This window comes from Acididesulfobacillus acetoxydans, assembly GCF_902729405.1.
Taxonomy (GTDB): Bacteria; Bacillota; Desulfitobacteriia; order Desulfitobacteriales; family Desulfitobacteriaceae; genus Acididesulfobacillus; species Acididesulfobacillus acetoxydans.
In genome coordinates this window covers 474454-499019 of sequence record NZ_LR746496.1, presented here as the reverse complement: position 1 = coordinate 499019, position 24566 = coordinate 474454, and the positions used below count along the sequence as shown (strand labels likewise).

Annotated in this window: 26 protein-coding genes and 1 tRNA gene; 23 read left to right on the top strand and 4 right to left on the bottom strand. The window is 54.1% G+C overall.

Annotation, left to right across the window (positions count from 1 at the left end):
* The first annotated feature begins 8 nt into the window (after positions 1-8).
* From mnmG to MNU25_RS02100, 6 genes are all read left to right on the top strand, one after another.
* A complete protein-coding gene (gene mnmG / locus MNU25_RS02125; protein WP_240983576.1) occupies positions 9-1922 on the top strand; it encodes a tRNA uridine-5-carboxymethylaminomethyl(34) synthesis enzyme MnmG in 1914 nt (637 codons plus the stop codon).
* Entirely contained in the window at positions 1912-2631 is a 720-nt protein-coding gene (gene rsmG, locus MNU25_RS02120; RefSeq protein WP_372503591.1) for a 16S rRNA (guanine(527)-N(7))-methyltransferase RsmG, read from the top strand. Before mnmG ends, rsmG begins: the two co-directional genes overlap by 11 nt.
* Before the next feature lie 539 nt (positions 2632-3170).
* Positions 3171-3932, top strand: coding sequence for a ParA family protein (locus tag MNU25_RS02115; RefSeq protein ID WP_240983575.1), 762 nt, complete (start codon positions 3171-3173; stop codon positions 3930-3932).
* Positions 3925-4776 (top strand): ParB/RepB/Spo0J family partition protein, encoded by an 852-nt coding sequence (locus MNU25_RS02110; RefSeq protein WP_240983574.1) that lies wholly within the window; start codon positions 3925-3927, stop codon positions 4774-4776. The genes MNU25_RS02115 and MNU25_RS02110 overlap by 8 nt, the downstream gene beginning before the upstream one ends.
* Positions 4777-4941: 165 nt before the next feature.
* A complete protein-coding gene (locus MNU25_RS02105; RefSeq protein ID WP_240986692.1) occupies positions 4942-5643 on the top strand; it encodes a DUF554 domain-containing protein in 702 nt (233 codons plus the stop codon).
* A 132-nt stretch (positions 5644-5775) separates the two neighbouring features.
* Positions 5776-6309 carry a DUF4446 family protein gene (locus MNU25_RS02100; RefSeq protein WP_240983573.1) on the top strand — a complete coding sequence of 178 codons (534 nt, stop codon included), beginning with the start codon at positions 5776-5778 and terminating at the stop codon, positions 6307-6309.
* A gap of 51 nt (positions 6310-6360) precedes the next feature.
* Here the strand turns inward: MNU25_RS02100 and yyaC are convergent, their stop codons facing one another.
* Positions 6361-6966: a spore protease YyaC gene (gene yyaC, locus MNU25_RS02095; RefSeq protein WP_240983572.1), complete on the bottom strand. Its 606-nt coding sequence runs from the start codon at positions 6964-6966 to the stop codon at positions 6361-6363.
* A gap of 113 nt (positions 6967-7079) precedes the next feature.
* Between yyaC and MNU25_RS02090 the strand changes: the two genes are divergently transcribed.
* Together MNU25_RS02090 and selB are read left to right on the top strand one after the other, a co-directional pair.
* On the top strand, positions 7080-8111 hold the full coding sequence (locus MNU25_RS02090) for a YkvI family membrane protein (protein ID WP_240983571.1): 1032 nt from the start codon (positions 7080-7082) through the stop codon (positions 8109-8111).
* 57 nt (positions 8112-8168) lie between these two features.
* Positions 8169-10064 carry a selenocysteine-specific translation elongation factor gene (selB, locus tag MNU25_RS02085; protein ID WP_240983570.1) on the top strand — a complete coding sequence of 632 codons (1896 nt, stop codon included), beginning with the start codon at positions 8169-8171 and terminating at the stop codon, positions 10062-10064.
* Positions 10065-10264: 200 nt separating this feature from the next.
* Here the strand turns inward: selB and MNU25_RS02080 are convergent, their stop codons facing one another.
* Positions 10265-10990, bottom strand: coding sequence for a Bax inhibitor-1/YccA family protein (locus tag MNU25_RS02080; RefSeq protein WP_240983569.1), 726 nt, complete (start codon positions 10988-10990; stop codon positions 10265-10267).
* A 422-nt stretch (positions 10991-11412) separates the two neighbouring features.
* Between MNU25_RS02080 and MNU25_RS02075 the strand changes: the two genes are divergently transcribed.
* From MNU25_RS02075 to MNU25_RS02045, 7 genes are all read left to right on the top strand, one after another.
* Positions 11413-12585: an ABC transporter substrate-binding protein gene (locus MNU25_RS02075; RefSeq protein ID WP_240983568.1), complete on the top strand. Its 1173-nt coding sequence runs from the start codon at positions 11413-11415 to the stop codon at positions 12583-12585.
* 210 nt (positions 12586-12795) lie between these two features.
* On the top strand, positions 12796-13686 hold the full coding sequence (locus MNU25_RS02070) for a branched-chain amino acid ABC transporter permease (RefSeq protein WP_240983567.1): 891 nt from the start codon (positions 12796-12798) through the stop codon (positions 13684-13686).
* A gap of 10 nt (positions 13687-13696) precedes the next feature.
* Positions 13697-14638 carry a branched-chain amino acid ABC transporter permease gene (locus MNU25_RS02065; RefSeq protein ID WP_240983566.1) on the top strand — a complete coding sequence of 314 codons (942 nt, stop codon included), beginning with the start codon at positions 13697-13699 and terminating at the stop codon, positions 14636-14638.
* The gene (locus MNU25_RS02060; protein WP_240986691.1) at positions 14631-15392 is read left to right on the top strand and encodes an ABC transporter ATP-binding protein; all 762 of its coding nucleotides are present in this window, start codon (positions 14631-14633) and stop codon (positions 15390-15392) included. The genes MNU25_RS02065 and MNU25_RS02060 overlap by 8 nt, the downstream gene beginning before the upstream one ends.
* A complete protein-coding gene (locus MNU25_RS02055; protein WP_240983565.1) occupies positions 15393-16097 on the top strand; it encodes an ABC transporter ATP-binding protein in 705 nt (234 codons plus the stop codon).
* Between the two features lie 89 nt (positions 16098-16186).
* Positions 16187-16810 (top strand): CBS domain-containing protein, encoded by a 624-nt coding sequence (locus MNU25_RS02050; RefSeq protein WP_240983564.1) that lies wholly within the window; start codon positions 16187-16189, stop codon positions 16808-16810.
* Positions 16811-17052: 242 nt separating this feature from the next.
* A complete protein-coding gene (locus tag MNU25_RS02045) occupies positions 17053-17490 on the top strand; it encodes a DUF2889 domain-containing protein (protein ID WP_240983563.1) in 438 nt (145 codons plus the stop codon).
* A gap of 99 nt (positions 17491-17589) precedes the next feature.
* Here MNU25_RS02045 and MNU25_RS20065 read toward each other — a convergent pair whose 3' ends face one another.
* Positions 17590-17721, bottom strand: coding sequence for a hypothetical protein (locus MNU25_RS20065; RefSeq protein ID WP_261486903.1), 132 nt, complete (start codon positions 17719-17721; stop codon positions 17590-17592).
* A 137-nt stretch (positions 17722-17858) separates the two neighbouring features.
* Between MNU25_RS20065 and MNU25_RS02040 the strand changes: the two genes are divergently transcribed.
* The 3 genes from MNU25_RS02040 to MNU25_RS02030 all read left to right on the top strand — a co-directional run bounded on the left by MNU25_RS02040 (position 17859) and on the right by MNU25_RS02030 (position 19737).
* Complete coding sequence (locus tag MNU25_RS02040; RefSeq protein ID WP_240983562.1) at positions 17859-18902, top strand: tetraprenyl-beta-curcumene synthase family protein; 1044 nt, start codon at positions 17859-17861, stop codon at positions 18900-18902.
* A gap of 110 nt (positions 18903-19012) precedes the next feature.
* Positions 19013-19414, top strand: coding sequence for a nucleotidyltransferase substrate binding protein (locus MNU25_RS02035; protein WP_240983561.1), 402 nt, complete (start codon positions 19013-19015; stop codon positions 19412-19414).
* Positions 19411-19737 carry a nucleotidyltransferase family protein gene (locus MNU25_RS02030; protein ID WP_240983560.1) on the top strand — a complete coding sequence of 109 codons (327 nt, stop codon included), beginning with the start codon at positions 19411-19413 and terminating at the stop codon, positions 19735-19737. The genes MNU25_RS02035 and MNU25_RS02030 overlap by 4 nt, the downstream gene beginning before the upstream one ends.
* 125 nt (positions 19738-19862) lie before the next feature.
* Here MNU25_RS02030 and MNU25_RS02025 read toward each other — a convergent pair whose 3' ends face one another.
* Positions 19863-20891: a polyprenyl synthetase family protein gene (locus MNU25_RS02025; RefSeq protein WP_240983559.1), complete on the bottom strand. Its 1029-nt coding sequence runs from the start codon at positions 20889-20891 to the stop codon at positions 19863-19865.
* Positions 20892-21097: 206 nt separating this feature from the next.
* Here MNU25_RS02025 and MNU25_RS02020 point away from each other — a divergent pair.
* The 5 genes from MNU25_RS02020 to ychF all read left to right on the top strand — a co-directional run bounded on the left by MNU25_RS02020 (position 21098) and on the right by ychF (position 24544).
* A tRNA-Sec gene (locus tag MNU25_RS02020) sits at positions 21098-21195 on the top strand.
* Positions 21196-21504: 309 nt separating this feature from the next.
* Positions 21505-22242 carry a CvpA family protein gene (locus MNU25_RS02015; RefSeq protein ID WP_240983558.1) on the top strand — a complete coding sequence of 246 codons (738 nt, stop codon included), beginning with the start codon at positions 21505-21507 and terminating at the stop codon, positions 22240-22242.
* Between the two features lie 46 nt (positions 22243-22288).
* Entirely contained in the window at positions 22289-23176 is an 888-nt protein-coding gene (locus tag MNU25_RS02010) for a mechanosensitive ion channel family protein (protein ID WP_240983557.1), read from the top strand.
* A 24-nt stretch (positions 23177-23200) separates the two neighbouring features.
* Complete coding sequence (locus tag MNU25_RS02005) at positions 23201-23413, top strand: DUF951 domain-containing protein (protein WP_240983556.1); 213 nt, start codon at positions 23201-23203, stop codon at positions 23411-23413.
* 30 nt (positions 23414-23443) lie between these two features.
* On the top strand, positions 23444-24544 hold the full coding sequence (gene ychF / locus MNU25_RS02000) for a redox-regulated ATPase YchF (protein ID WP_240983555.1): 1101 nt from the start codon (positions 23444-23446) through the stop codon (positions 24542-24544).
* Positions 24545-24566 lie beyond the last annotated feature (22 nt).

Here is a 24566-nt window from a genome sequence, read left to right as displayed (position 1 = left end):
TTGCTGGAGTGGAGTATCTGGCGGGAAAATACGGGGTAATCGTTGTGGGGGCCGGGCATGCCGGCTGCGAAGCGGCGTTGGCCGCGGCGCGTATGGGCTGCTTGACCGTGCTCGTCACTTTGAATTTGGATTCAGTGGCGCATATGCCTTGCAATCCGTCGGTAGGGGGACCCGGCAAAGGACATCTCGTCAGGGAGATCGACGCCTTGGGGGGACAGATGGGGATCACGGCTGACGAAACTTCACTGCAGGCGCGTATGCTCAATACCGGAAAAGGGCCGGCAGTACAAGCCTTGAGGGTTCAGTCGGATAAGAAAGCATACCAGAGGAATATGCTTAACGTTCTGATGCATCAGGAGAAGCTCAGTCTGGTTCAAGGCGTAGTGGAGAAAGTCCTCGTGCGCGGGGAGAGGGTCGTTGGAGTCGTGACGCGGACGGGGGCTCGCTTTGAAGCGACCAGTGTGGTTCTGACGAGCGGAACCTATCTGAGGGGCCGGATCATCATCGGTCCTGCGATGTATGCCGGCGGACCCAATGGGCAAATGCCTTCACTTGGATTATCGGAGTCGCTGAAAGAACTGGGAGTGGAATTGGGGCGGTTTAAGACCGGTACGCCGCCGAGGATTCAACGCGGGAGTGTGGATTTCGGTAAGTTTCTGAGGCAAGGCGGAGATGATAAGGCTTGGCGCTTTTCGTTTATGCCCACAGTGAGTGAGTTTTGGCGCGGGGACCCGGCAAAGCAAGAAGCGTGTTGGCTGGGGTACACTACGGAGAAGACTCATGAGATCATCCGGGCGAATTTGGACAGGGCGCCTTTGTTCAGCGGAGAAATTGAGGGAATAGGCCCCCGCTATTGTCCTTCCATCGAGGACAAGGTAGTTCGTTTCGCCGAGCGGAATGCTCATCAAATTTTTCTTGAGCCGGAGGGGTCGCGGGCGGAGGAGTATTATATTGCCGGACTGTCCACAAGTATGCCGGAGGATGTGCAGGTGCAAATTCTGCGGAGTATTCCGGGGCTGGAAAGAGTGAAGATGTTACGTCCCGGGTACGCGATTGAATATGATTATGTGAAACCCCATCAGCTTTCTCTGGGCTTGGAGGTACGGAGTATCACAGGGCTGTTTACTGCGGGTCAGCTGAATGGGACATCCGGGTATGAGGAAGCTGCGGCCCAGGGATTATTGGCGGGAATCAACGCTGCGATGAAGGTTTTGGGCAGGGAAGAATTTGTAGTAAAGCGCTCTGAGGGGTACATAGGTGTTTTGGCAGACGATTTGGTGACGAAAGGTGTTGTGGAGCCATATCGCGTCCTGACTTCGCGTGCGGAATATCGTTTGGTTTTGAGGCAGGATAACGCGGACTTGCGTCTGACTGAACGGGGTCGAGCGGTCGGGCTTGTCGGGGAGGAAAGGTGGAGGCGGTTTCAGGAAAAGGTGGAGGCATTGGAGCATGTCAGGGATATTTGGCGGGGGACGACTTTCGGCCCCGGAAGCGATGCGGTTGCCGGTGTGTTGGCGCGGAGTGGGTCTTCGGCTTTGAAATCGGGAATTAAGGCGGAAGATTTGATTAGGAGGCCCGAAATTGGCGTGAAGGAAATCCTGGAGTTGATGCCGGACCTGGGAACAGTGGAGGCTGAGGTCTTGGCCGAGGCGGAGGTGGAGACCAAATACGCCGGGTATATCGAAAAACAGGTGTTGGAGATTGGCAGATTTTTGAGGATGGAGGAACGCGCTCTTCCGGTTAATCTCGACTTTGCCGATATCCGGGGACTGTCGGTTGAAGGGAGAGAACGTTTATCTCAGACACAGCCGCGGAATCTTGGGCAGGCGTCGCGGATTACGGGTGTGACGCCCGCTGATGTTTCGGTGCTGATGGTGTATCTGGAACAAGTCCGGCGGGGAGGCGGAAAATTTGTGGAATGAGGAAATGGTTCGCCTGGCGGAGATGGCTGAGGGAAAACTTGGACTATCTCTCAATGAGGAACAAGTGGAACAGTTTTCCGTTTATGCGGAGATGTTGTTGGAGTGGAATGCCCGTGTGAATTTGACCGGGATTACATCAGTGGGCGATGTGATTGTGAAGCATTTTTTGGATTCTCTGGTTTTGGCGGGGTACGAGTTGGGCGATAGGTTTTGTGACGTGGGTACGGGTGGCGGTTTTCCCGGCATTCCGGTGAAAATCGCTGTGCCGGATCTGAAGGTGACGTTGGTGGATTCTCTGGGGAAGAAAGTTGCTTTTCTGAAAGCGGTGTGCGCAAAGCTGGGTTTAAAGCAGGTGGAATGTTTACAGATGCGGGCGGAAGATCTGGGGTATGTCGGCGGAGCGCGGGGCCGATTTGACAGTGCCGCCGCGAGAGGTGTTGCCGTACTGCCGGTGGTTCTCGAGTATGTGCTTCCGCTTCTGAAACGGGGTGGCCTTTTTTTTGCTTTAAAAGGGACGCGGGCGGCGGAAGAGGTGGCGATGAGCGGCAGGGCTTTGGCGGAGTTGGGAGGGGAGATCGAAGACATACGGGATTTTGGCTTGGGGCCGCAAGCTGAACACCGCGCGTTGATTCTTGTGCGAAAGGTTAAGGAGACGCCTGCTGGTTACCCGCGCAGAGCCGGGGTCCCAGGGAAAAAGCCGTTGATGTGAAAGTTTCGGTGCTTTCCCTTTCGCTTTGCGCTTCGCTCTCCTTTTCCTTTTCCCTTTCCTTTTCCCTTTCCCTTTCCCTGTACTAGTTGGGTAGGAGGCTGACCATTATTTGGTCAGCTGAACCTTCCCCTCGTACACGGCTTACGTACCGTTCGGTATACGGCGCTTCCAACGATCCGACAAAGGAATCGAGCGCGCAGGACACCTCGGTTTTAGTCAGTGTCACCTTGCGAAATAGGGCGCAAGCCGGAGATATTGTCAAGAGGTGCCTGCGCGCCGGCAGCCTTTCCAAGTGTTTCCTCAGGTTTGTGGCTCAGCCGGGAACAGACCCGCCTTTTGCCTCTGGTTGAAACCACGGGGTTCAGGGCGGGTTTCGATTCTTTAAGGATCCCGGAGGCTGCTGACTTGAGCGATTCCGGCGCCTATTGAGCTTTCTTTATGGGGCGGGAGAGTATATAATTTAAGGGAGTTGAGGTCAACGGTGGAGCGGGGTATCGCACCGGGGTGTTCGCTCAACTCCACGGGGGAGGGTGCGCAGTTTGGCAAACGTGATAGCAATTGCGAATCAGAAAGGAGGAGTCGCGAAGACGACCACTGCGGTTAATTTGGGGGCGAGTTTGGCTGAGGTGGGGAAAAAGGTTCTGTTGGTCGATTTGGATCCGCAAGGCAATGCCACCAGCGGGTTGGGTGTGTCTAAGGGAAGGCTGTCGCATTGTGTGTATGATGTTTTGATTAACGAGGTGGCGCTGGATCGGGTCATCTTGAAGACCGACGTCAAAAACTTGAAGCTGGTTCCGGCTAGAATTGAGTTAGCGGGCGCTGAGATAGAGCTGGTTTCTTTGATGTCAAGAGAGTCGCGTTTGCAGGCGGCGCTGCTCAAGGCTGAAAAGGAGTACGATTTCATCCTCATCGATTGCCCCCCTTCCTTGGGTTTGTTGACGCTGAACGCTTTGACCGCCGCTGACTACGTTTTGATTCCGATCCAGTGTGAGTATTATGCTCTGGAGGGGTTATCCCTCTTGATGAATACGTTGAACCGGGTCAGGAAGCACCTAAATCCGCATCTGGCTGTTCTGGGGGCACTTTTGACAATGTTTGACGGGCGTACTAACTTGGCGATTCAAGTTGTGGAAGAAGTGAAGCGGTTTTTTGGGAACAAGGTTTTTCAGACGATCGTTCCTCGAAATGTCCGTCTCGGCGAGGCTCCGAGTCATGGTAAGCCCATTGTGACTTACGATTCGCGCTCACGTGGAGCAGAAGTGTATCGGGATTTGGCCAAGGAGGTTTTGGAGCGTGTCTAAGAAGGGTTTGGGGCGTGGGTTAGAGGCATTGTTGGCTAGCAATGTGAGGGAAGAGAGCGGGTTACAGGTTCTCGAGATTCCACTGTCTGAGATAACGTCGAATCCGGACCAGCCCCGAAAGGATTTTGATCAAGATTCACTTATGGCTCTGGCCGATTCGTTGCGGTTGCATGGCCTGTTGCAGCCAATTTTGGTACGGCCTTTGGACAGCGGGTACCGAATCGTCGCCGGTGAGCGGAGGTTCAGGGCTGCGCAGTTGGCTGGAATGGAACGAATCAATTGTCTGGTGCTTGAGTGCAATGAACGCGAGATGGCGGAAAAAGCGCTGGTTGAAAACTTGCAGAGAACTGATTTGTCTCCTGTGGAAGAGGGCCGTGCCTATGCTGTCTTAATGAAGGAATATGGGTTAACGCAGGAACAGGTGGCGCAAGCCGTTGGTAAAGGAAGGGCAACGGTTGCTAACTTGTTGCGGGTAATCGAACTGCCTCCTCCGCTTTTGGTGTTGCTGCGTGAAGGAAAGTTGACTCTTGGTCATGGTAAGTTGCTTTCCGGGCTCGGCGATAGTTCCGTTCAGGTTTTAGTGGGCAGGAAGGCGGCAGAGGCCGGGTTGTCCGTACGTGAGACAGAAGAGTTGATCAAGAAAGTGACAGAGGGGCGGGGGGCCAAACCCGGAAAGGGGCGTCCTTCGGAAGATTGGCTTAGATTGGAGGAGGCGCTGCGTGCCTGCCTGCAGACAAAGGTTAAGGTGAAAGGGTCTTCAGAGCGAGGCAAGATCGAGATTGAGTTTTTTTCCGCCGACGAGTTGAATCGACTCTTGGAGCTTTGGCAAGTCAATGTAGAGTAGGATTGGAGAAGGGAATGTTTCGCTGTGATTGTGAGGGCGTCTGTAAAATGTTCCACGTGGAACAATGCCGCGACCGCAGATGAAATGTTCCACGTGGAACACTGAAAGATCATAATCGTGCTCCTAATGGAATAACGAAGGAGTGGCCTCATGACGATAACCGGTATGTTTGGACCAGTAGTAAATACGGCAGCGATACTGCTGGGGGGTCTACTTGGTCTGATCTCAGGCAGAGTTTTGCCTGCACGAATGAAAAAAACAGTCATCCAGGGAATTGGCTTGTCAGTTTTACTCATTGGAGTAAACATGGCCCTAGAAACCAAAAATTCCCTGACCGTTATTGCAAGTCTGGTACTCGGTGGCCTCGTGGGAGAATGGATCAACATTGAACTGAGGCTGGAACAGTTGGGGACCTGGTTCGAGCGTAAACTTTCACATGTTCGCGGAGCCGGCAATTTTAGTAAGGCCTTTGTCACCACCAGCTTGATCTATTGCGTAGGCGCCATGGCTATCATGGGATCTTTGGAAAGTGGACTCAAGGGCAACAATAGTATACTCTACGCAAAATCGATGTTGGACGGAATTTCGGCGCTAGTGTTTGCTTCTTCTATGGGAATCGGAGTTCTGGCCGCAGCCCTGCCGGTACTTGTGTACGAGGGGGGGTTAACTTTGTTGGCCGGGCTCTTGCAAGGCATCCTGTCCCCAGACGTTATCGCCGAAATGAGTGCGACCGGAGGGCTCCTTATCTTGGGCATCGGCTTTAATATTCTCGAAATCAAAGAAATTAAAGTGGGCAACCTATTGCCGGGCATTTTCTTCAGTATACCCCTGACAATTTTGTTTACTCACTTACATCTGGGTGCCTAGTAAACTCGTTCAACTAAAGTTGAACACCGAAGCCGCCCATCCCAAAATTACGCTTCGCGGCGAAGGATGGAGTCTACCCCCACCGAAGCAACGGGGGAACCACTCCCACTTGTAGAACTGAGAGTCTCACGGTTGGATGAGCCAGCGTGGAAGGAGAAGAAAGTGACTACCTTGACCAGCGTTACCATTCCGGCGTGGTGGACTTTGGCCGCTCTCGCCATCATGATTCTTATAATGTTGATTACGACCGCAAGACTGGCAAATAAACTGAAGAAGTTCCAGGCCGCGCACAAAGTTCTTCTGACTTCTCTATCCGGGGCGGATCTGGAGGATTTCCTCAACGAATACTCGACCAAGTCCGAAGTACTGGAAACGAACATGAAAGACACGCGCTTGCGTCTCGCAAGGGCCGAGGAAAAATTGAAAAGTGCCGTAGATAAAGCGGCACTGGTTCGCTTCAATGCCTTTCCCAACATGGGAAGTGATTTGAGTTTCTCTCTGGCTTTGCTCAATGAGGAAGGATCGGGACTGGTTCTCTCCTCAATAAACAGCAGGGACGAGTCAAGAGTCTATGCCAAGCCGCTAGTGCAGGGTGAATCGCGCTACCCTTTGACTGAAGAAGAAAGAGATGCCATCGCCAAGGCTCTCAGAACTACGGCGCGCTAGCTTATCCGCCCGAAACCTGCCACCGGCAAGACAACCTGGCCGACCCGCGCTTCAGCGTCTCTCCCGAAAAGCTTCCGCCTCGGCAGGCGCACACACTTCTGTCTGAAGGTAGGCGTCGGCAATCAGCTCACTAATACGTTCGGACATGTGCCAGACAAGATTAAGACGGGTGTTCTGCAGGACCATATACTCCATAAACCCGCCGACATTGACTATTCCCGTAATGTTTACGTCGCCTACGGCCGGTAAATCCTTATGAACTCCAGCTCCCGGCCGCAGGGGACCGTCTGCCAGCGTGACGCAGCCGACTGAATCGAGCCTGCCTAACGAGGCGTCAATGGCCACTATATAGGGGTTGAGAAGGGAGTCCCTTATGGAAGCAATCTTCTCCGCCAGATTAGTGGCATGCACAGGCTCATCCAAGGTCCCCCAGACATGTAAGCGCGGCAGGCCCGCCCGGGCCAGCTGAGTACCTATCAGAGGCCCCAGCGCGTCCCCGGTTGAACGGTCTGTTCCGATACAGAGAATCAGAAAGGGACGGCGTCCGGCTTTTTGAAAGCATTCGATCAGACGCACTTTCAGTCTTTGCCTTCCCTCGGGGTCATCAATATGGGCCTTGACTTTTTCTGTTTCAGCAAAGACGGAAAGTATACTCAAACTTGCCGCAACCCCCTGTCAAGAAATCCAGTCTCTTAGAATATTTCCAATCTGCGCTTCCTTTATGCATTACCTGCCTCAACCTGCCATAAGGATGGGTAAGGGGGTGGCACATGCATAAGCGCACGACTTTTCAGGTGGCTGCGACTTACGTAGGCGCGGTCATGGGGGCCGGATTCGCTTCCGGACAAGAGATCCAGCAGTTTTTTGTCAGGTTCGGACGCTTGGGGCTGGTCGGAATTGCCGTCAGCGCCCTCCTGTTTTCTTTCCTTGGCTGGGTAATGATCGACCTGCAGGAGCGTTGGCGGGTAGCGAATTATACCGTCTTCTTTGAAGGTCTCTTCGGGCGCAGGCTGGGCCGAACTTTGGATTGGCTGGTCAGTGCCCTGCTCCTCGTGGGCATGGTTGCCATGATTTCGGCGGGGGGAGCTCTCTTCTATGAATTCTTTGGGCAGCCCCGCTGGCTTGGGGTAGTTTTGACCGCGGGACTGATGGTCCTCGCGCTTTGGTTCAAGGGAGAAGGAGTACTCTGGATTAACAGCGCCTTGATTCCTCTGAAGTTCCTCTTCTGCCTGGGCATTGGCCTTGCGGCCGCCTTTTTGGCCCACCCCGGGGAAGGAGAAGGATTGCCGGTTTATCGCTCTCACCTCATTAACCACTGGCTTCTCTCAAGTGTACTCTATGTCTCTTTCAACTTGACTTTGGCTATGGTCGTCTTCGCCTCACTGGGCAAAGAGGTGCGGCAGACGGGAGCCCGCACGGGGGCCGCGGTGGGAGGGATGGCGCTGGGTGCCTTCGCGGGGGTTATCGGGGCGGCCCTTTTGCGTTTTCCGGAAGTCAACGGTCTGGAAATACCCATGGTTGCCGTTGCCGGTAAACTTGGGGACTGGCCGGCTTTTTTCTATGCCGCAGTTTTGTGGCTGGCTCTGGCGACCGCCGCCATCGGCAACGCCTTCAGTCTCACCAGCAGAATGGTTGCCACAGGCCGAATTAGCTACACCGCGGCGATGACCCTCCTTGTAGGCGTCAGTCTGGCTTTTGCCGGTGTAAAGTTTTCCAGCTTTGTCGGACTTGTCTATCCACTTTTCGGCTATATCGGCCTGGTGGTTCTGCCCACGCTGATCTACCGTTGGCGTAAATCGTGAAAATCAGTTACACTTAAATATAGCGGATGACGCAAGGACTCAGGGGGTAGGGTAGTTATGGAGAAAAGACATTATCTCGTCGGTACAGCCGGCCATGTCGACCACGGGAAAACCGAACTTATTCGGGCCCTTTCCGGCATTAACACGGACCGCCTTAAAGAAGAACAACAACGGGGCATTTCTATTGAACTGGGCTTTGCCCACGCGGTCCTGCCGAGCGGCAGGGAAATAGGGATTGTCGACGTGCCCGGGCATGAACGTTTTGTTCGACAAATGTTGGCAGGCGCGGCGGGGATGGACCTCGTCCTTCTTGTCATAGCCGCGGACGAAGGGACAATGCCCCAAACCAGAGAGCATTTGGATATTCTGACACTTCTGGGGATTGAGCGCGGGATTGTGGTGCTCAACAAGATCGACCTGGTCGACGAAGAATGGCTTGAACTTGTCAAGGAGGAGGTTAGGGAGGATTTAAAAGACAGCGTGTTTGCCGGCTGCCCGCTGTGCTGCGTTTCGGCTCAGACCGGGGAAGGGATTGCCGAGCTAAAACAGGAGATCGACCGAATCCTGGACGAAGCGGTGAGCAAAAACTCGAACGGACCCGTGCGTCTGCCACTGGACCGTGTCTTCAGCATTCAGGGCTTCGGTACGGTGGCAACGGGCACACTCTACAGCGGAACTCTCAAACTTGGACAAGATGTGGTGATTGAACCGGTTCACCGCGCCAGCAAAGTACGCTCCTTGCAAGTGCACGGCCAAAAAGTGGAGCAAGCGGTGGCTGGGCAAAGGGTAGCCGTGAACTTGGCCGGCCTGGAAGTAGCGGAGGTGGCCAAGGGGGCGGTCTTGGCCACACCGGGCTCCTTCTCTGTGGGAACGATCCTCGACACTAAGGTCCAGGCCCTGGCCTCAGCGGGGAAGTCGATCGTGCAAAGGCAACGCCTCCGCTTTCATTTGGGGACGGCGGAGATCCTGGGCAGAATTCACCTTTTGGATCATGACGAACTTAACCCAAGTGACGAAGGGTATGCGCAGATTCTCCTCGAATCTCCGGTTCTGGCGGCTGCGGGAGACCGCTTTGTTCTGCGCTTCTATTCTCCGGCCCATACCATCGCGGGCGGTAAAGTATTGGCAGTCGCCCAATACAAGCACAAACGCTACAAAGACGCCGAACTCTCCCGCCTGCGCCTTATGGACCAAGGGAACCCTCTTGATCTATTGGAGCGGGAGCTCAACGAGCCAAGAACCTCCGCCGAGTTGAGCGCGCACTTCCATCTGCCGCCCGCGGAGATTGCCGGTCTGATTAAGAGCCTGAGAGAGCAAGAACGCCTGGAAGAATCACAGCTGAACGGCCAAACCCTATACTGGTCCAAGGCGGCTGCCTCTGCTTGGCGCACGCGGCTGACGGAAACAGTGGAGCGCTATGTCAGTTCCTTCCCGCTGCGCCGGGGTGTGGGCCGGGAAGAGTTAAAGACCCGCCTTGGTGTGACCTGGAACCACCAGATCTGGCAGTCAATCCTGGAAGCAGGGGCTGTACAAGGCCTCTGCCGTTTCTCCGGGGGGAAAGTCTTACCGCGGGAAGACGCGCCCCTGCCGATCGAGCTGGCAAAGCGCCTTGCCTGTCTCAGCGGACACTGGCTCAAAGCGGGACTCGCTCCCCCGGACTTGGAGTCAGTGGCGGCCGAATGCAAAATCCGCCCTCAGGACGCGTTGGAATATGCCCAATTTCTCTGTGAGTCCGGGAAGTGGACAGTGGCCAGCGGAGTTTATTTTGACAGAGCGGCCCTGGAAGAGGCCGAAAGCAGCTTAGTCAAATACCTTAAAGAACACGGCGAGGTCAGCGTGGGGGAGGCTCGGGCGCTCTGGCAGACCTCACGCAAGTATGCGGTTCCCCTCCTGGAATACTTCGACCAGAAACACGTGACCCGTCGTCAGGGGGACAAACGCACGATGTATTGATCCACCCCTAAAGATAATCCGGCTCGTGCACCCATGAATTTTGTACCTGCCGGCCAACGACCAAAAGACCCGACGCCAAAACGGTGCCGGGTCTTTTAGAATTCCGGGGGTAGACAGCATGACCCTCAAGTTGGGCCAGGGGACCTCTCATACTATCCGGCGCCCTTGACGAAGCTGGGCCGCCGTGCCCCTTTCTCTGTCTAACGTTTTCTCAGGCCGCCTCCGCCGCCCAAGAGCAAGAAAATATTGAGGATGAAGGAAAAGAGGTTGACAAAGTCCAAAAAGATACTGAGGGTAATCAAAACGGCGTTGTCGGCTGAGCTGTACTTAACCCGCTGAAAATCAAGAGCTGTGAGTAAACTGAAAAGAACGGCTCCCCCAATCCCGATTAACAAGCCGAACGGGCTCATGAAACTGCTGAAGAATACAGAGAGAATCATGACCCCGAGAAGCGCTATTAAGCCGATGAAAAGCGCCTTGGCCATGACTCCCAGATTGCGCCTGGTCACGAGTCCGTAAAGGCCGAAAGCTCCGAAAACTACAAACGTAACCAAAGCGGCCTGGATCAGGACCAAACGTCCGGCCGCATCCGCCATTAAGACCTGCACCAAGGGGCCGAGCACGGCTCCCGCGCAAGCGGCAAAAAGCAGGGAAAGGGCACCGGTCAGACCGGCGGCCGGATCCTGCTCGCGTATAAGATCCCGCCGGTTCATCAAGGGAATGACAAAGAGCAGAACAAATTCCAAAATGACAGCCGGCATGAAATATTGAGGGGGAACAAGGAACGCCCCCGCGGCCATGGCCAGGAACATAAAGGATAAAAGCCCCATTACCTGAGTCAAAGAGACCGGCCTATCCTTCTTGATATCCACAATATTGTCAGGCGGGTAATAATTGGAACGGGAAGAAAAATCATTATATGGCATCTTCTTTCACCCTTTCAGCAGTCAAGTCTTGATATATTATAACACATACGGTTTTCTCTTAGTATAAATACCGGATGTGAAAATTCATTGAAGTTTAAGCGAAAGTTCTGTTAAATCCACGGGGCGGGCAGAAATCAGGGAGGGGAACCCGTGACGGGGGACTTGACTGAGCGATGGGAAACGTTCTGCTTACGAAAGACCGTTCAAAGACAGAATACCGCGTTGACATGCTGCTATAGAAAATATAAAATGTGGTTAAAATTAGAAGACTGTTTCTAATTTGGAAGTCAAAGGGGCCTTTGTCAAATGTAGCGGTTTTTGGCACAGACCCCACTATTATGTAAGAGAGGGGGAATCAGGCGAGAAAATACGACGCGGGGACTCGTTCGGGTGAGAGTTACAAAGGAGGGGAAAGAAAAGAAATGAAGAAGATTTTTGCTTTTTTGACGGTGGGGATTCTCTGTCTATCATTGGCCGGCGGCTGCGGCACAACGGGTGCGGCGGCCGGAAACGGCGGCGGCGGAACGATTAAGGTGGGTGGCGATCTCGAACTTACGGGCGGGCAGGCCATGTTTGGACAGGAGGCCCAAAACGGGATCAAGATGGCGTTTGATCAAATTAACGCCAAAGGCGGAGTGCTGGGCGGAAAGAAACTGGCACTCGACGTGGCTGACAACAAGTCCGACCCGGGAGAAGCGACAACCGCGGCGACCAAGTTGGTCGGTGACAACGTGGTGGCCGTCATCGGACCCATGACGAGTTCCCTTGTGGCCGCGGCCACACCGGTCGTCACTGACAGCAAAGTACCGTTGATTACCCCCAGCGGCACGAATGCCAAACTTACGATGGCGGCCGGGGGCAAAGTGCAGCCTTATATCTTCAGGCCCTGTTTCATCGATCCTTTCCAGGGACAGGTGGGCGCCAAATTTGCCTTGGGCACTTTGCACGCCAAAACCGCGGCGGTCATCGTCGACCAGAAAAGCGACTACGCTAAAGGGTTGGCCGATACTTTTATCTCGAACTTTACAGCGGGCGGGGGCAAAATTGTCGATCAGGAAAAATATGCGTCAGGCGATAAGGACTTCACGAGTATCCTCACCCGGATTAAAGGTACCAACCCGGACTTGATCTGGCTGCCGGGCTACTATAATGACGACGGGCTCATCGTCAAGCAAGCCCGCGACTTAGGCATGAAGATGCCCTTCGCGGGCGGGGACGGCTGGGACGATCCTTCGCTGTTCACGATTGGCACTCCGGCGGCTCTAAACGATACCTACTATGTCGACCATGTCGCCAACGATTCTCCGGACATGGTTCAGTTTGTCAAGGATTACAAGGAAAAATACGGCCATGAGCCCAACGCTATGTCGGCACTCTCCTATGATGCGGCCAACATGATTATTAACGCGATTCAGACGGCCAACAGTGGGGATCCGGCGAAGATCACGGCGGAACTGGATAAGTTGACCGGATTCAAAGGTGTAACCGGGGAAATAACTATTGATCCCAATACACACAATCCCCAAAAGAAAGCCGTCATCAAAGAGAACAAAAACGGCAAAGGCATCTACCTAACCAGTGTTTCACCATCCTAAAGGCGAACGGGATGTCAGGCAGACCGGCGCAGGTTCTGCCGAGTGTCAGGAGGGGCATGCCCCCTCCTTCTCGCCCATATTGCTAAAAAACCGTGCGGATTCGCGGAGCCGGGGGTGGGCGCCGTCTTGCTTCAAGCGGCCGCTCACTTGAGCGGGCGCGGAGCGGACGAACTTTCCTGCCCGCGGGTCTGACTGACAGGAGGATGAAACATGGGACATGTGTTGCGTGAAGGGTTGCAGCAAGTTGTCAACGGATTGTCCATGGGAAGTGTCTATGCCTTAATCGCCTTGGGTTACACCATGGTGTACGGGATCGTGAAATTGATCAATTTTGCCCACGGAGATGTTATGATGATCGGGGCCTATGTAGGCTGGCTGGCCACGTCCAGGCTGCATATGTCCTTTGTGCCGGCCCTGTTGCTGGCGATGGCGAGTTGCGCCCTTCTGGGCGTGATCATTGAGCGTATCGCTTATAAGCCCTTGCGTAACGCGACACGGGTTGCCGCCTTGATCACCGCGATTGGCGTATCCTTGTTTCTGGAGTACGGAAATATGCTGGTCGCCTCGGCCCAGGTTCGCTCTTATCCGCCGGTGCTTCCGAGCGTCTCTTACAAGGTCGGCGGCGTATATCTGCAATACGGGGCTATTGTTATCTTTGCCACCACGATTATCCTCATGATCCTGCTTACACTTACCGTTCGGTATACGAAGATAGGCAAAGCCATGAGGGCGGCCTCGTTCGACAAAGACGCGGCCCTTATGATGGGCGTTAACGTAAACTCAACCATCTCAGCGACGTTTGCCATAGGCTCGGCTTTGGCCGCCGCCGCCGGCGTTCTCTACGGTGCTTATTACAATACGATTGACCCGTTGATGGGCATCATTCCGGGACTGAAGGCCTTCATAGCGGCTGTCCTGGGCGGGATCGGGATTATACCGGGGGCGGTGGTCGGCGGGCTGGTGCTGGGGCTGACGGAGTCGGCGGTCAGCGCGCTGGGTGCTTCCACCTGGCGCGACGCGGTGGCTTTCCTGATTCTCATCCTGGTCCTGATCCTGAAGCCGAGCGGCCTTTTTGGCAAGAATGTCCGCGAGAAAGTGTAGGTGTCCAAAGATGAAGGTGTTGAATAAGAAAAATCTGGTGATCCTGCTCGCCGTGCTGGTTGTTTACGGCGGCGTCCAGGCCGCCATTGCCGCCCGTCTCATTCCGCCTTTCTACAGCGTAAATCTGATGCTGATTTGTGTCTATGTCATTCTGGCCACCAGTCTGAATTTGATCAATGGGGTTACGGGCCAGTTTTCAATCGGCCACGCGGGTTTCATGGCCATTGGGGCTTACTTGTCCGCTATCGTCAGCGTTAAACTGCACGGGCCGCTGGGAGCGGCTATCCTGGCAGGCGGTATCGTCTCAGCCGCGGTGGGCTTTTTGGTGGGCCTGCCAACCCTCAGGCTCAAAGGAGATTACTTGGCGATCACTACTCTGGGTGTCGGTCAGATCGTCCAGGTTGTCTTTTTTAATACCAATTATGTAGGCGGGGCGGCCGGCTTCACTGTTCCAAGAACGGTCAATTGGACCTGGGCCTTTTGGCTCACCGTCATCTCGGTCGTAATTATTCACAACTTCACTAACTCAACCCATGGGCGGGCCTGCATTTCAGTGCGGGAGAATGAAATCGCAGCGGAGGCCATGGGCATTAACAGCACCAAGTACAAAGTCATGGCGTTTACCCTGGGTTCCTTTTTGGGCGGGCTCGCCGGGGGGCTGTACGCGAATTATATGTACCTCATTCAACCGACAACGTTCAGTTTTCTTACCTCATTTAACATCCTGGTAATGGTTGTTTTGGGAGGGCTGGGAAGTATGACCGGGAGTATTGTCGGGGCTGTGGTTATGACCGTTTTGTCCGCCTACTTGTCCCAGTTCCCCGAATGGCGCATGGTCTTGACCGCTTTACTCCTCATAGTTGTAATGCTGTTCCGCCCTTCGGGGCTGCTGGGCACCAAAGAGTTCAACCTCGGTTTTCTGGGAAAGAAGGGTGAAAGCCGTGCTGCTTAAGCTGGAGCATCTTTCCAAGTCCTTTGGCGGTCTCAAAGCTGTGGCTGATCTTAATATAGAGATCGGCCAGGGTGAGTTGGTCGGTTTGATTGGGCCGAACGGGGCGGGAAAAACGACGGTTTTTAACCTCTTAACCGGGGTCTACGAGCCCAGTGAAGGGAAAATGATCTTCGCGGGAAAAGATGTGGGCGGGCTGAGGCCCTATCAAGTAACCCACCGCGGTATCGCCCGCACCTTCCAAAATATCCGGCTTTTCGGGGATCTGAGTGTAATTGACAATGTAAAAATAGCTTTTCACCAACACGCTAAATATTCGGCTTTCAGTGCCATCTTGCGCCTGCCGAGTTTTTTCCGCAGTGAAGACGAGATGGAGAGTAAAGCCTTGGCTTTGCTCGAGGTATTTCATTTGCGGGGCAGGGCCGGGGAGGTGGCCAAGAATCTCCCTTACGGTGAACAGAGGCGTTTAGAGATCGCGCGGGCCATGGCGACCGAACCCAGGCTCTTGCTTCTGGATGAGCCGGCCGCGGGTATGAATCCGCAAGAGACACGGGGCTTGATGGAACTGATTCGCTGGCTCAGGGACAATTTTCAGTTGACCATTTTGTTGATTGAGCATGATATGTCCTTGGTTATGGGGGTATGCGAGCGTATCTATGTCCTGGATTACGGCATGATCATCGCATCCGGAACGCCGGAGGAGATTAGAACTGACCCGAAAGTGATAGAGGCTTACTTGGGAGAGGAGGCAATATAGTTGCTGGCAATTGAAGATGTGCACGTCTATTACGGGGCTATTCACGCGCTGCAAGGAATCTCCTTCCAGGTAAACCAAGGGGAAATCGTGACTCTGATTGGTTCCAACGGGGCCGGGAAAAGCACATCCCTTAAAACTATTTCCGGATTATTGCGTCCCAAACAAGGAAAAATTCGCTTCAACGGCGAAGAATTAACGGGTATGCCGGCCCAAAAAATTGTTGGCCGGGGAATTTCGCAGGTTCCGGAGGGCCGCCGTATTTTTGCCAATATGACCGTGTCGGAAAATCTGGACATGGGGGCCTATCTGCGCAAGGACAAGCCGGAAATCAAAAAAGACCTCGAGCGGATCTTTGCCATTTTTCCGCGCTTGCGGGAACGCAAGGGGCAGGTGGCCGGCACCCTCTCGGGCGGAGAACAGCAAATGCTCGCGATGGGACGGGCGCTCATGTCAAAACCCCAGCTCATGCTCTTGGACGAACCGTCGATGGGATTGTCTCCCCTTTTGGTGAAACAGATCTTTGACATTATTAAAGACATTAATGCTCAGGGAACGACAATTCTTCTGGTGGAACAAAATGCCCGCATGGCCTTGTCCGTTGCCACCAGGGCTTATGTCTTAGAGACCGGCAAAATTACTCTTGGCGGCATGGCTCAGGAACTGGCGGCAAGTGAGGATGTGCGCAAGGCTTATTTAGGCGCCTAGCGGCAGGCGGAACTTAAGGAGGGAATCCTTCTCCCCCATCGGTCCGGCAACTCGGTCCGGCCGGGGAGATGAAGAAAGGGGCGGTTTGCATGTATGTCAGGCAATTCATGTCCACTCCGGTCATAATGGTTCACCCCAATGATACCATCGCGGATACCATTGCGCTAATGAGAGAGAAAAAGATTAACCGCTGTCCGGTCGTGGAGAAGGGCAGGGTGGTCGGGTTGGTCACCGACGGGGACTTGAGAGAGATTTCTCCCTCTCCCGCGACCACCTTGAGTATTTTTGAGCTGAATTATTTGGTCGCCAAAACCGCAATTAGGGAAGTTGCCGTCAAGAAAGTCGTCACTTGCACCCCGGACACCCTGCTCGAGGATGCGGCTCTGTTGATGAGGGAACATAAAATCGGCGGCCTGCCGGTGACAGAGAACGGACAACTGGCCGGAATAATAACTCAGACCGACGTTTTTGACGCTTTTCTGGATGCCCTTGGCTTCCGCAGTCCGGGCCAGCGTATTGTCGTGGAAACCAAAGATGAGGTGGGCGTGATTTCCGACATGTCGGAGACGATCAAGAACTATGATGTTAATATTGCCAGCCTGACGATGTTTCACCGTTCAGGCGACATTGTTCAGATCTTGGCGCGCCTGAACGGGACCAGGGCGGACGAGGCCATACAGGCCTTGATGGCGAAAGGATATCGGATCGGATAACCCGGCCGGCAAAACCCAGCCGGTGCCAAGTTCTCAAGGAAGGCGGCAGGCGCAGGGTTTCTTACTCCTGCGGGAGAGTTGTACTTTCAGAGAGGAACACGCGGAGCTGAGTATACGCGGAGAGGAGCACACGCGGAGAGGAGTATACACGGAGAGAAGCACACGCGGAGAGGAACACACGAACAGGAGGGCGGACATGGCCCTCCTGCTTTAATCCATATGGGAAAAGGATGGAGTAGAGAATGCATCTGTTTAATCGGTCCATTATTGTCAATGTACAAAGCCAAGATTACAAATCGGCCCAGGTAAGCGGGGTATTTTTGGACAGTCATCATGAACTTTGCTTGGATTTCAGTGTCGATCTGGGCACCTTTGAGGTCACGGCCGCCACGGCGGAGTGGCGCAGGGCCCCGCATACCGACTGCGCTCAGGTGGAGAAAAGGGCTCAGGGGCTGGTCGGGCTGAAGCTGACCCACGGGGTGCGCAAAGAAATACAGAAAGCTGTCGGACAAGAACAAGGCTGCACTCACCTTATGGATCTTGCGTTGGAGTGTGTTAAGGGTTTTGTTCAAGCGCGCTTCAGCCTTTTACGCCTAACCACACCGGAGCCGGAACTCAGCGCTTATGTCGAAGACTATCTCAAAGGTTCCTGCTACCATTTCCGCCGGAATAAGGGCTGATCATCTTCAGAAACAATTTGCGTTTACACTCGCCGGATGCCGGTTCCCGATGACATTTTTCCCGGTTCGGTCAACTTTTCGGCCGTCTTTGCGACCGGATCAGGCCTTACTGTAAGCGACTAAGATTTTTTCGCCATTGGGTTTGGTTCGATTCAGTGCTTTTTCCAGCGACTTAATTTCCGCAACTTCCTGTTCCGTCAGATTGGCGACGGGAAACGAATTGGCTGGCATCGATTTTCCTCCTTCCTTATCCAAGCATTCGGTTTTATTTTGTCCCGGAACCGGCAAAGATATACATGAAGATCCGGTATAGACAGAAGTAAAGCGCAAGGTGGGAATCGGATGACGGGAGCAGGAGATGTTTGGTTGTGTTTTTTAAACTCGCCTCAATTTACGAGTTCGTGCGCGGGGTTTTTCCGCTGGTCGACCGGGAGTTGGAAGGCTGGAAGAAGCTGGCAATGGAAATTTCCTGCCAAGAACTGAGGGACCTCGCTCTGGCAAGTTTGACGGAAAAACGTTTCCATGCTCAGGGCGGCGCGGTTTACGCGCTTCACCCGGGGCTCACTGCCGCTCGGCGGCGGGACCTGGTAGGGTTCATTGTCGCTTATCAAACGATCAGCGACTACTTGGATAATTTGTGCGACCGGGCGGGAGTAAAAGAAGCTCAGGCTTTCAGACAACTTCATCTGGCGCTGGATGAAGCGCTTAATTCCGGTGTTTCGCTTTCCGACTACTATGCGAACTATCCTTATCATGATGACGGGGGATATCTGAAAACCCTGGTTGAGACCTGCAGGGACCGCTTGGGGGATTCCGTCCCGGGCCCTTTGCTGTCCGCGATGAGGCAATGGGCGGCCCTCTATTCTCAATTGCAAACTTATAAGCATATCTCCCCGCGAGAGCGCGAACAGGCCTTGTCTCAATGGATCGGTTCGCTTGCCGGGAAGTGGCCCGGGCTGTATCCTTGGGAAATCGAAGCCGCCACAGGTTCCACCCTGGGAATATTCTATTTTGCGGCTTTGGCAAAGGGTGGTATTCCGGCCGCTCAAGGGGAGGAGGCTTACTTTCCCTGGATTCAGGGATTTCATATTTTACTGGACTATTTTATTGACAGGCAGGAGGATTTGGAGCACGGCGATCTGAATTTCGTTCAGAATTACGCCGATGACGGCGAGCTGGGTCAACGGCTCTGTCTTTTTTACCGAAGGTCCCGGGAGCAGGTCCGTTTCCTTAGTTATCCACGCTTCCACATCCTCGTTCTCGAGGGACTTGCGGCTATGTATCTTTCGGATCCTAAAGCTTCCCAAGGGAAAAACAGGGCGGTCACTGCGCGCTTATTGGCTCAAGCCGGGGGTTTTGCGCGTTTGCTTTTCATAATCAGCCGGCTCTTACGACGAAAGCGGATTATTTGATCCCGTTGTTGCCCCTTATTTGCGGGACAGCGCCCGTTGCCTGAGGCCGACAAATGTGATATGGTATTTATAGGAAGGGCACTGGCGCATGAATCTGGGGGTTAGACTTAATGGAAAATGCGGAGGATATACGCTGGCGGCAAAGGTTGGCGAACTTCTCCAAGGCTCTGCAGCAGTTGACAGAATTCGTGGAGAAGCCGGAGCTCAACAAGTTTGAGAAGCAGGGCCTGATTCAGTGTTTTGAGTATACGTTTGAACTTGCGTGGAAGACGATGAAGGATTATTTGGAAGACCAGGGTTTTATGGTTAGAAGTCCCCGCATGGCCATCCAGACCGGCTTTCAGATGCAATTAGTGTCTGACGGACATGTTTGGCTCGATGCTTTGGAGAAGAGAAATCTCATGGCACATACCTATGATGAAGGATTGGCGGATGAAGCGGAACGTCTGATTCGTGAACATTATTTTGGTATGCTCCGGGAATTGTATGAATATTTAGAGGGTGCGAAATGAATTTTGGACTTCGTCAGGAAGATATAGCCTATATCGTTAAGGCGCTGCAACCCTTTGCAGAGATCGAAAAAGCGGCTATTTTTGGTTCCCGTGCCAAAGGAAGCCATAAACCCGGTTCTGATGTCGACATTGCCGTGTGGGGTGACAACGTTACCTTTTCCACGGTGTCAAGGTTGCATGCCAGGCTTGAGGATGAAAGCCCTTTGCCGTATTTTTTTGATATTGTCGATTACTCTCATTTGACTCATCAGGAACTAAAAAGCCATATTGATCGGGTGGGAGTGGTATTTTACGACCGGGCTAACGTTCCCCCAACCCTCTGACCGGTTTAATTGACCAAGAGGCTCAGCCGCATGCCCCTGGCTTTGGCCGGCTTTAGCTATGGGGAAGATTCAGTATTTAGAAGCCTTTTTAAGTATAATGGCTTTGGGCGCGGGAGGCCGGTCTCTTAGGAGGCAGGCAGCCGGTCTAAGATTCCCTGAGTAATTTCGGAAAGAAGATCCAGGGCTGCCGAGGGCGGAAAGGGGGAGAGGACTTTTTTGGCCTTGGCTATATAGGCTTCGGCAGTGTCTCGGCTGCGCTCGAGAGCGCCGCTCTGTTCCAGGGCCTTATAAGTCTGAAAAGCCAGGGTCGGGGGCCAGGTTTTCTTCTCAAGGGTTTCCCTGAACCAGGTGCCATAAGTTGGGTCTTGCAGCAGGTAGATGATGGGTAAGGTGAGGTTACCTTGGCGGAAGTCATTCCCGGTCGGTTTGCCCAGTTCTTTCTCTTGGCCGGTGAAGTCCAAGACATCGTCGACGACCTGAAATCCAATTCCCAAGAAGCGGCCGAATTTACCGAGCCGGTTGACATCGGTTTTGTCTGCCCCCGCTATGGTTGCGCCGGCGCGGCAGCAGGCTTCGATCAGGGAGCCGGTTTTTTGGCCGCTGCGGTGCAGGTAATCACGGCGAGAACGGTCCAGGGCAAATTGGCTTTGCCCCTGCCTTATTTCGCCGGCGCACATCGCCTGAATGGCTGCGACAAAATAAGGCATAACCGGGATAAGCCCGGGCGCGGACAGCACCCGGAAGGCTTCGGCAAACAAACTGTCGCCTGCCAGCACGGCGGTCTGATTTCCCTGAGCGGCATTGATACTGGGTTGTCCCCGCCGCAGGGGGGCCTGGTCGATGACATCGTCATGGACCAGGGAGGCTAAGTGGATCAGTTCGGCGGCGACGGCGGCTTGAACAGTCTCCTCCCGCGGGGGGGAGAAAAGAGCGGCGGCGGAAAAAACCAAAAGAGGCCGCAACTGTTTCCCGTTCGAGGTTTGGAGCAGGGAAACGGAGGGGCCGAGGGAAGATTCCAAATGAACCAGGCTGTCATGAAGATGTTTGCGGAAGAGCTCCCATTCGGGAGTGGAAAGAAGCGAAGGGGAAGTTAAGGGGGCCGGATCGACCGCGGTCGGGAAATCCGTATCGGCAGCGGAGGTTTCTGGTGACACTGGACAAACCGCCTTTCTTAAGAGCAATCAGGTCGTCTTCGTATCTTTCCCCAAAGGATGCCGGGGTATACTCCCGTTGCGGGCAGGTTGGGGGTTGGGGAAAGCTGCGCAAGAAGATGTCCCTGAGTCAGCGCGCAGACTTTAAAAGTTGAAAAAAGTATGCTACACTACTGAAGTGCAGTAGGCGCATGGTTTTTTTGCTTTTTGGGGATGGATGGTGGCTGGTGCTGCCCCCGGACTTCAAATCCGCGTGTCGGGACGCAGAACGTTCCGAGGTGTGTTCGATCCGCACGCATCCCCGCCAATTTTCTCGCTTACGCCGGTTCCGTTTCGCCCGCAGGGGTCTTTGTGATTTTTTCTGAGCACCCGCTGTGACAGTTGCCTGAATTATTACCCGGCGAAGAATTCGTCTTTAAGAATGTTAGAGCGTTGGCGTCAGGCCGAGGCAGACGGCCTACGGCTCCGGCGCAAAAGCCTCCTCGGGCCTTTGGGGAGGCTTTGGTTTTGCGGCTGCCGGGACGCGGTGAGGACAAATTTGGAGCTTTGGACGTGGGAAGCAGGATTTCGGGTCTTGGGGAACGAATCAGAACGGAAAGGAGGGTAAAATCTGAAAATGAACATCATCGACGTACTGATAATCGGGCTCATTCTGCTGGGTGCCCTCAAAGGCTACCGGCAGGGGCTTCTGGGCGGGGCCGTCAATCTCATCGGTACTTTACTCGGTTTCCTGATTGCATCGTTCCGCTATCAAGCCGTTTTAGCCTGGATAGAACGGTATTTTCCTGTGCATAATTGGTTAGAGCCTTTCGTATATAGGGTCGTCTGGTCCCAAATTCAGAGTCAAGCCCAGACTCCGGACGGGGGAGTACTACCGAAAATTCTGGGGGGCTTTTCCGCCTTGTTCAAGTCTTTTCCGGGGACTACCGGTCTGTCATCCCTGCAGTCTGTGAGCCGGGGGGTTTTAGTACAGGCCGCTCAGAATTTGTCCACGGTCATTACCGACAATCTGTTGCGGCTCATGGCGTTCGGGCTCGTTTTTTACGCTGTGGTGCTTCTCGTTCACCTGGGTGCCGGTTTGCTCCTTCCCCTCCTCCCTTTGGGGGGAACGCTGAATCACGGGGCGGGCCTGATTCTGGGAGGTCTGACGGCCGCTGTTGTCCTGGCGGTGCTTGCGGGGTTGTTGTCGCCGTTTCTCACGCTCGGCGCGGGTCCGGAGGTGGCGGTCATGAAAAACTCATATTTTTACCCCTTGCTGGTGAGGATTTTTCAGGGACTGGATAGGATGTTTTCTTTACAGTGGTTTTCCAAGGCGCCGGGGCTCGCCCAGTGGACGAATATTCTGGGCCGGTGATGAGGAAAAACTTGGTGCGAAAGGGCTTAAAGGATACTTGATAGTGATGGCGGAAATGACGGGGGAGGAGAAGTTTTTGGGGTGGACACAGTGGCTGGGTTTTGATTGGCGTCAAGTGGCGGCAGCGAGTATCGACGGGCTCATCTATATCGCGGAAGTTTTGCTGGCGGCCAGAGTCCTCTACGTTCTCATTGTCTATTTCCTGAGAAGGGTGCTGGTCCAGAGAAAAAGGAAAGTGCTGCTGGATGAGAGAAAAGCCAATACGCTCTTTCCACTCTTGCGCAGCATCGTTTTTTATGTTATTACATTCAGCGTGCTGGTGAATATCTTACAGTGGGTTTTTCACTTTAACACGGGGACACTCCTGGCCTCGGCGGGCGTCTTGGGAGTGGCTTTGGGTTTCGGTTCGCAGAGCCTGGTCAAAGACATTATCGGCGGCTTTTTCATCCTTTTTGAGGACCAGTTTGCCGTCGGTGAATATATTACAACCGGAACATTTTCCGGGGTTGTGGAAGAGATTGGACTGAGGACGACCAGGCTGCGCGATTGGGGCGGGGAACTCCATATCCTGCCTAACGGAAGCATCAGCGGTGTGACGAATTTTAACCGCGGTAGAATGCGGGCTCTAGTGGATATCCATGTTCCCTATGATCAGGATCTGGATCACGCTCTGGAAGTTATGGATTCGGTCTGTACGGAGGTGGGCCGGGAATATTCCGCTAACATTGTCGAGGCTCCCAGCGTTCAGGGTGTGATTCAATTCGGTGAACGCAATGCGGTTTTGCGCGCAGTGGCTTACACGAAGGCCAATGCCCAATGGGAACTGGAAAGGGAATTGAGGCGGAGAATCCACCGGGCGTTTCTGCGCGAGGGAGTCCGTGTCCCGGTGCCCCAGGATTTCAGTGCATCCGGAGACCCTCAGAGCGGGCCGTAAGGCGGTATTGAGGAGGGTGGTTTTATGGTCGGGCTGAATCTCGGCGATATAGTGCGCCTGCGTAAGCCCCATCCCTGCGGCAGCACGGATTGGAGGATCAGGCGCACGGGCATGGATTTTCGTATTGAATGTCTTGGCTGCGGACACCAGGCCTGGATCTCGAGAGTGAAGTTGGAAAGGCAGCTGAAAACTATTTTGAAAAGGGCCGATGTTCCTGAGCCGGAGGGAGAGACCTGAAGGGAGGATATTGGCCGGGGGAGGTAGAACATGACTCTGCGCGCGGGAATCGTCGGTTTGCCTAATGTGGGAAAATCGACGTTGTTTAATGCTATTACCCAGGCGGGAGCGGAAGCGGCAAATTACCCCTTTTGCACGATTGATCCGAATGTCGGCATTGTCCGGGTACCGGACGAGCGTTTACAGGTCTTGGCCGGTATGGTGCACCCGGGGCGCATCGTACCTGCGGCGGTGGAGTTTGTCGACATTGCCGGGTTAGTGAAAGGAGCCAGCCAAGGGGAAGGATTGGGCAACAAGTTTTTGTCCCACATTCGCGAGGTTGACGCGATTGTCCATGTGGTCCGCTGCTTTGAAGACAACAACGTCATCCATGTTGAGGGTGGTATTGACCCGGGGCGTGATATCGAAATTATTAACTTGGAACTGATCCTGGCGGATTTAGAAAGTGTGGAGAAACGCGGGGACAGGGTTGCCAAGATGTTGAAGGCGGGGGACAAGCGGGCGAAGGTGGAACTCAACTTGCTCGATCGTTTGAAAGAGGCCTTTGATCAAGGTAAGGCCGCGCGCACCCTTTCTTACGACCCCGAGGAAAAGGAGATTTTGAGATCCTTTCCTTTGCTGACGCTGAAGCCGGTCTTATATGCGGCCAATATGAGTGAGACGGATTTGGCCGCGGCGGAGGAAAACCCTTACGTACTGAAGGTGCGGGAGGTGGCCGCCGGAGAGGGAGCCGGGGTCGTCGTCATCTGCGCCCAGATCGAAGCGGAGATTGCTGAACTGGACGAGGAAGAGAAGGCCCTTTTTCTGCGGGATCTGGGTTTACAGGAGCCCGGTTTGGACCGCCTGATCAGGACTGCCTTTCATCTTTTAGGGCTTATGACATTTTTCACGGCCGGCCCCATGGAAGTGAAAGCATGGACCATCGGGCTGGGAACCAAAGCGCCTCAGGCGGCGGGGACCATCCACACGGATTTTGAACGGGGCTTCATTCGGGCAGAAGTGGTGAGCTATGAGGACTTCGTCCGTTGCGGGGGGCTTAACGGCGCCAAGGACAAGGGATTGGTCCGCTTGGAAGGGAAAGAGTACGTAATGAATGACGGGGATATCGTACATTTCCGTTTCAATGTGTAGTTGTAAGTTGTTTTTTTTCTAG

What these genes read in the sequence shown, in the direction of transcription:
- MNU25_RS02030 (WP_240983560.1), top strand. Translation starts at nt 19,411, where the DNA reads ATGAATTTTGGACTTCGTCAGGAAGATATAGCCTATATCGTTAAGGCG.
- MNU25_RS02075 (WP_240983568.1), top strand. Translation starts at nt 11,413, where the DNA reads ATGAAGAAGATTTTTGCTTTTTTGACGGTGGGGATTCTCTGTCTATCA.
- ychF (WP_240983555.1), top strand. Translation starts at nt 23,444, where the DNA reads ATGACTCTGCGCGCGGGAATCGTCGGTTTGCCTAATGTGGGAAAATCG.
- MNU25_RS02105 (WP_240986692.1), top strand. Translation starts at nt 4,942, where the DNA reads ATGTTTGGACCAGTAGTAAATACGGCAGCGATACTGCTGGGGGGTCTA.
- MNU25_RS02035 (WP_240983561.1), top strand. Translation starts at nt 19,013, where the DNA reads ATGGAAAATGCGGAGGATATACGCTGGCGGCAAAGGTTGGCGAACTTC.
- MNU25_RS02015 (WP_240983558.1), top strand. Translation starts at nt 21,505, where the DNA reads ATGAACATCATCGACGTACTGATAATCGGGCTCATTCTGCTGGGTGCC.
- MNU25_RS02010 (WP_240983557.1), top strand. Translation starts at nt 22,289, where the DNA reads ATGGCGGAAATGACGGGGGAGGAGAAGTTTTTGGGGTGGACACAGTGG.
- MNU25_RS02065 (WP_240983566.1), top strand. Translation starts at nt 13,697, where the DNA reads ATGAAGGTGTTGAATAAGAAAAATCTGGTGATCCTGCTCGCCGTGCTG.
- MNU25_RS02090 (WP_240983571.1), top strand. Translation starts at nt 7,080, where the DNA reads ATGCATAAGCGCACGACTTTTCAGGTGGCTGCGACTTACGTAGGCGCG.
- MNU25_RS02070 (WP_240983567.1), top strand. Translation starts at nt 12,796, where the DNA reads ATGGGACATGTGTTGCGTGAAGGGTTGCAGCAAGTTGTCAACGGATTG.
- MNU25_RS02080 (WP_240983569.1), bottom strand. Translation starts at nt 10,990, where the DNA reads ATGCCATATAATGATTTTTCTTCCCGTTCCAATTATTACCCGCCTGAC.
- MNU25_RS20065 (WP_261486903.1), bottom strand. Translation starts at nt 17,721, where the DNA reads ATGCCAGCCAATTCGTTTCCCGTCGCCAATCTGACGGAACAGGAAGTT.
- selB (WP_240983570.1), top strand. Translation starts at nt 8,169, where the DNA reads ATGGAGAAAAGACATTATCTCGTCGGTACAGCCGGCCATGTCGACCAC.
- MNU25_RS02045 (WP_240983563.1), top strand. Translation starts at nt 17,053, where the DNA reads ATGCATCTGTTTAATCGGTCCATTATTGTCAATGTACAAAGCCAAGAT.
- MNU25_RS02005 (WP_240983556.1), top strand. Translation starts at nt 23,201, where the DNA reads ATGGTCGGGCTGAATCTCGGCGATATAGTGCGCCTGCGTAAGCCCCAT.
- MNU25_RS02050 (WP_240983564.1), top strand. Translation starts at nt 16,187, where the DNA reads ATGTATGTCAGGCAATTCATGTCCACTCCGGTCATAATGGTTCACCCC.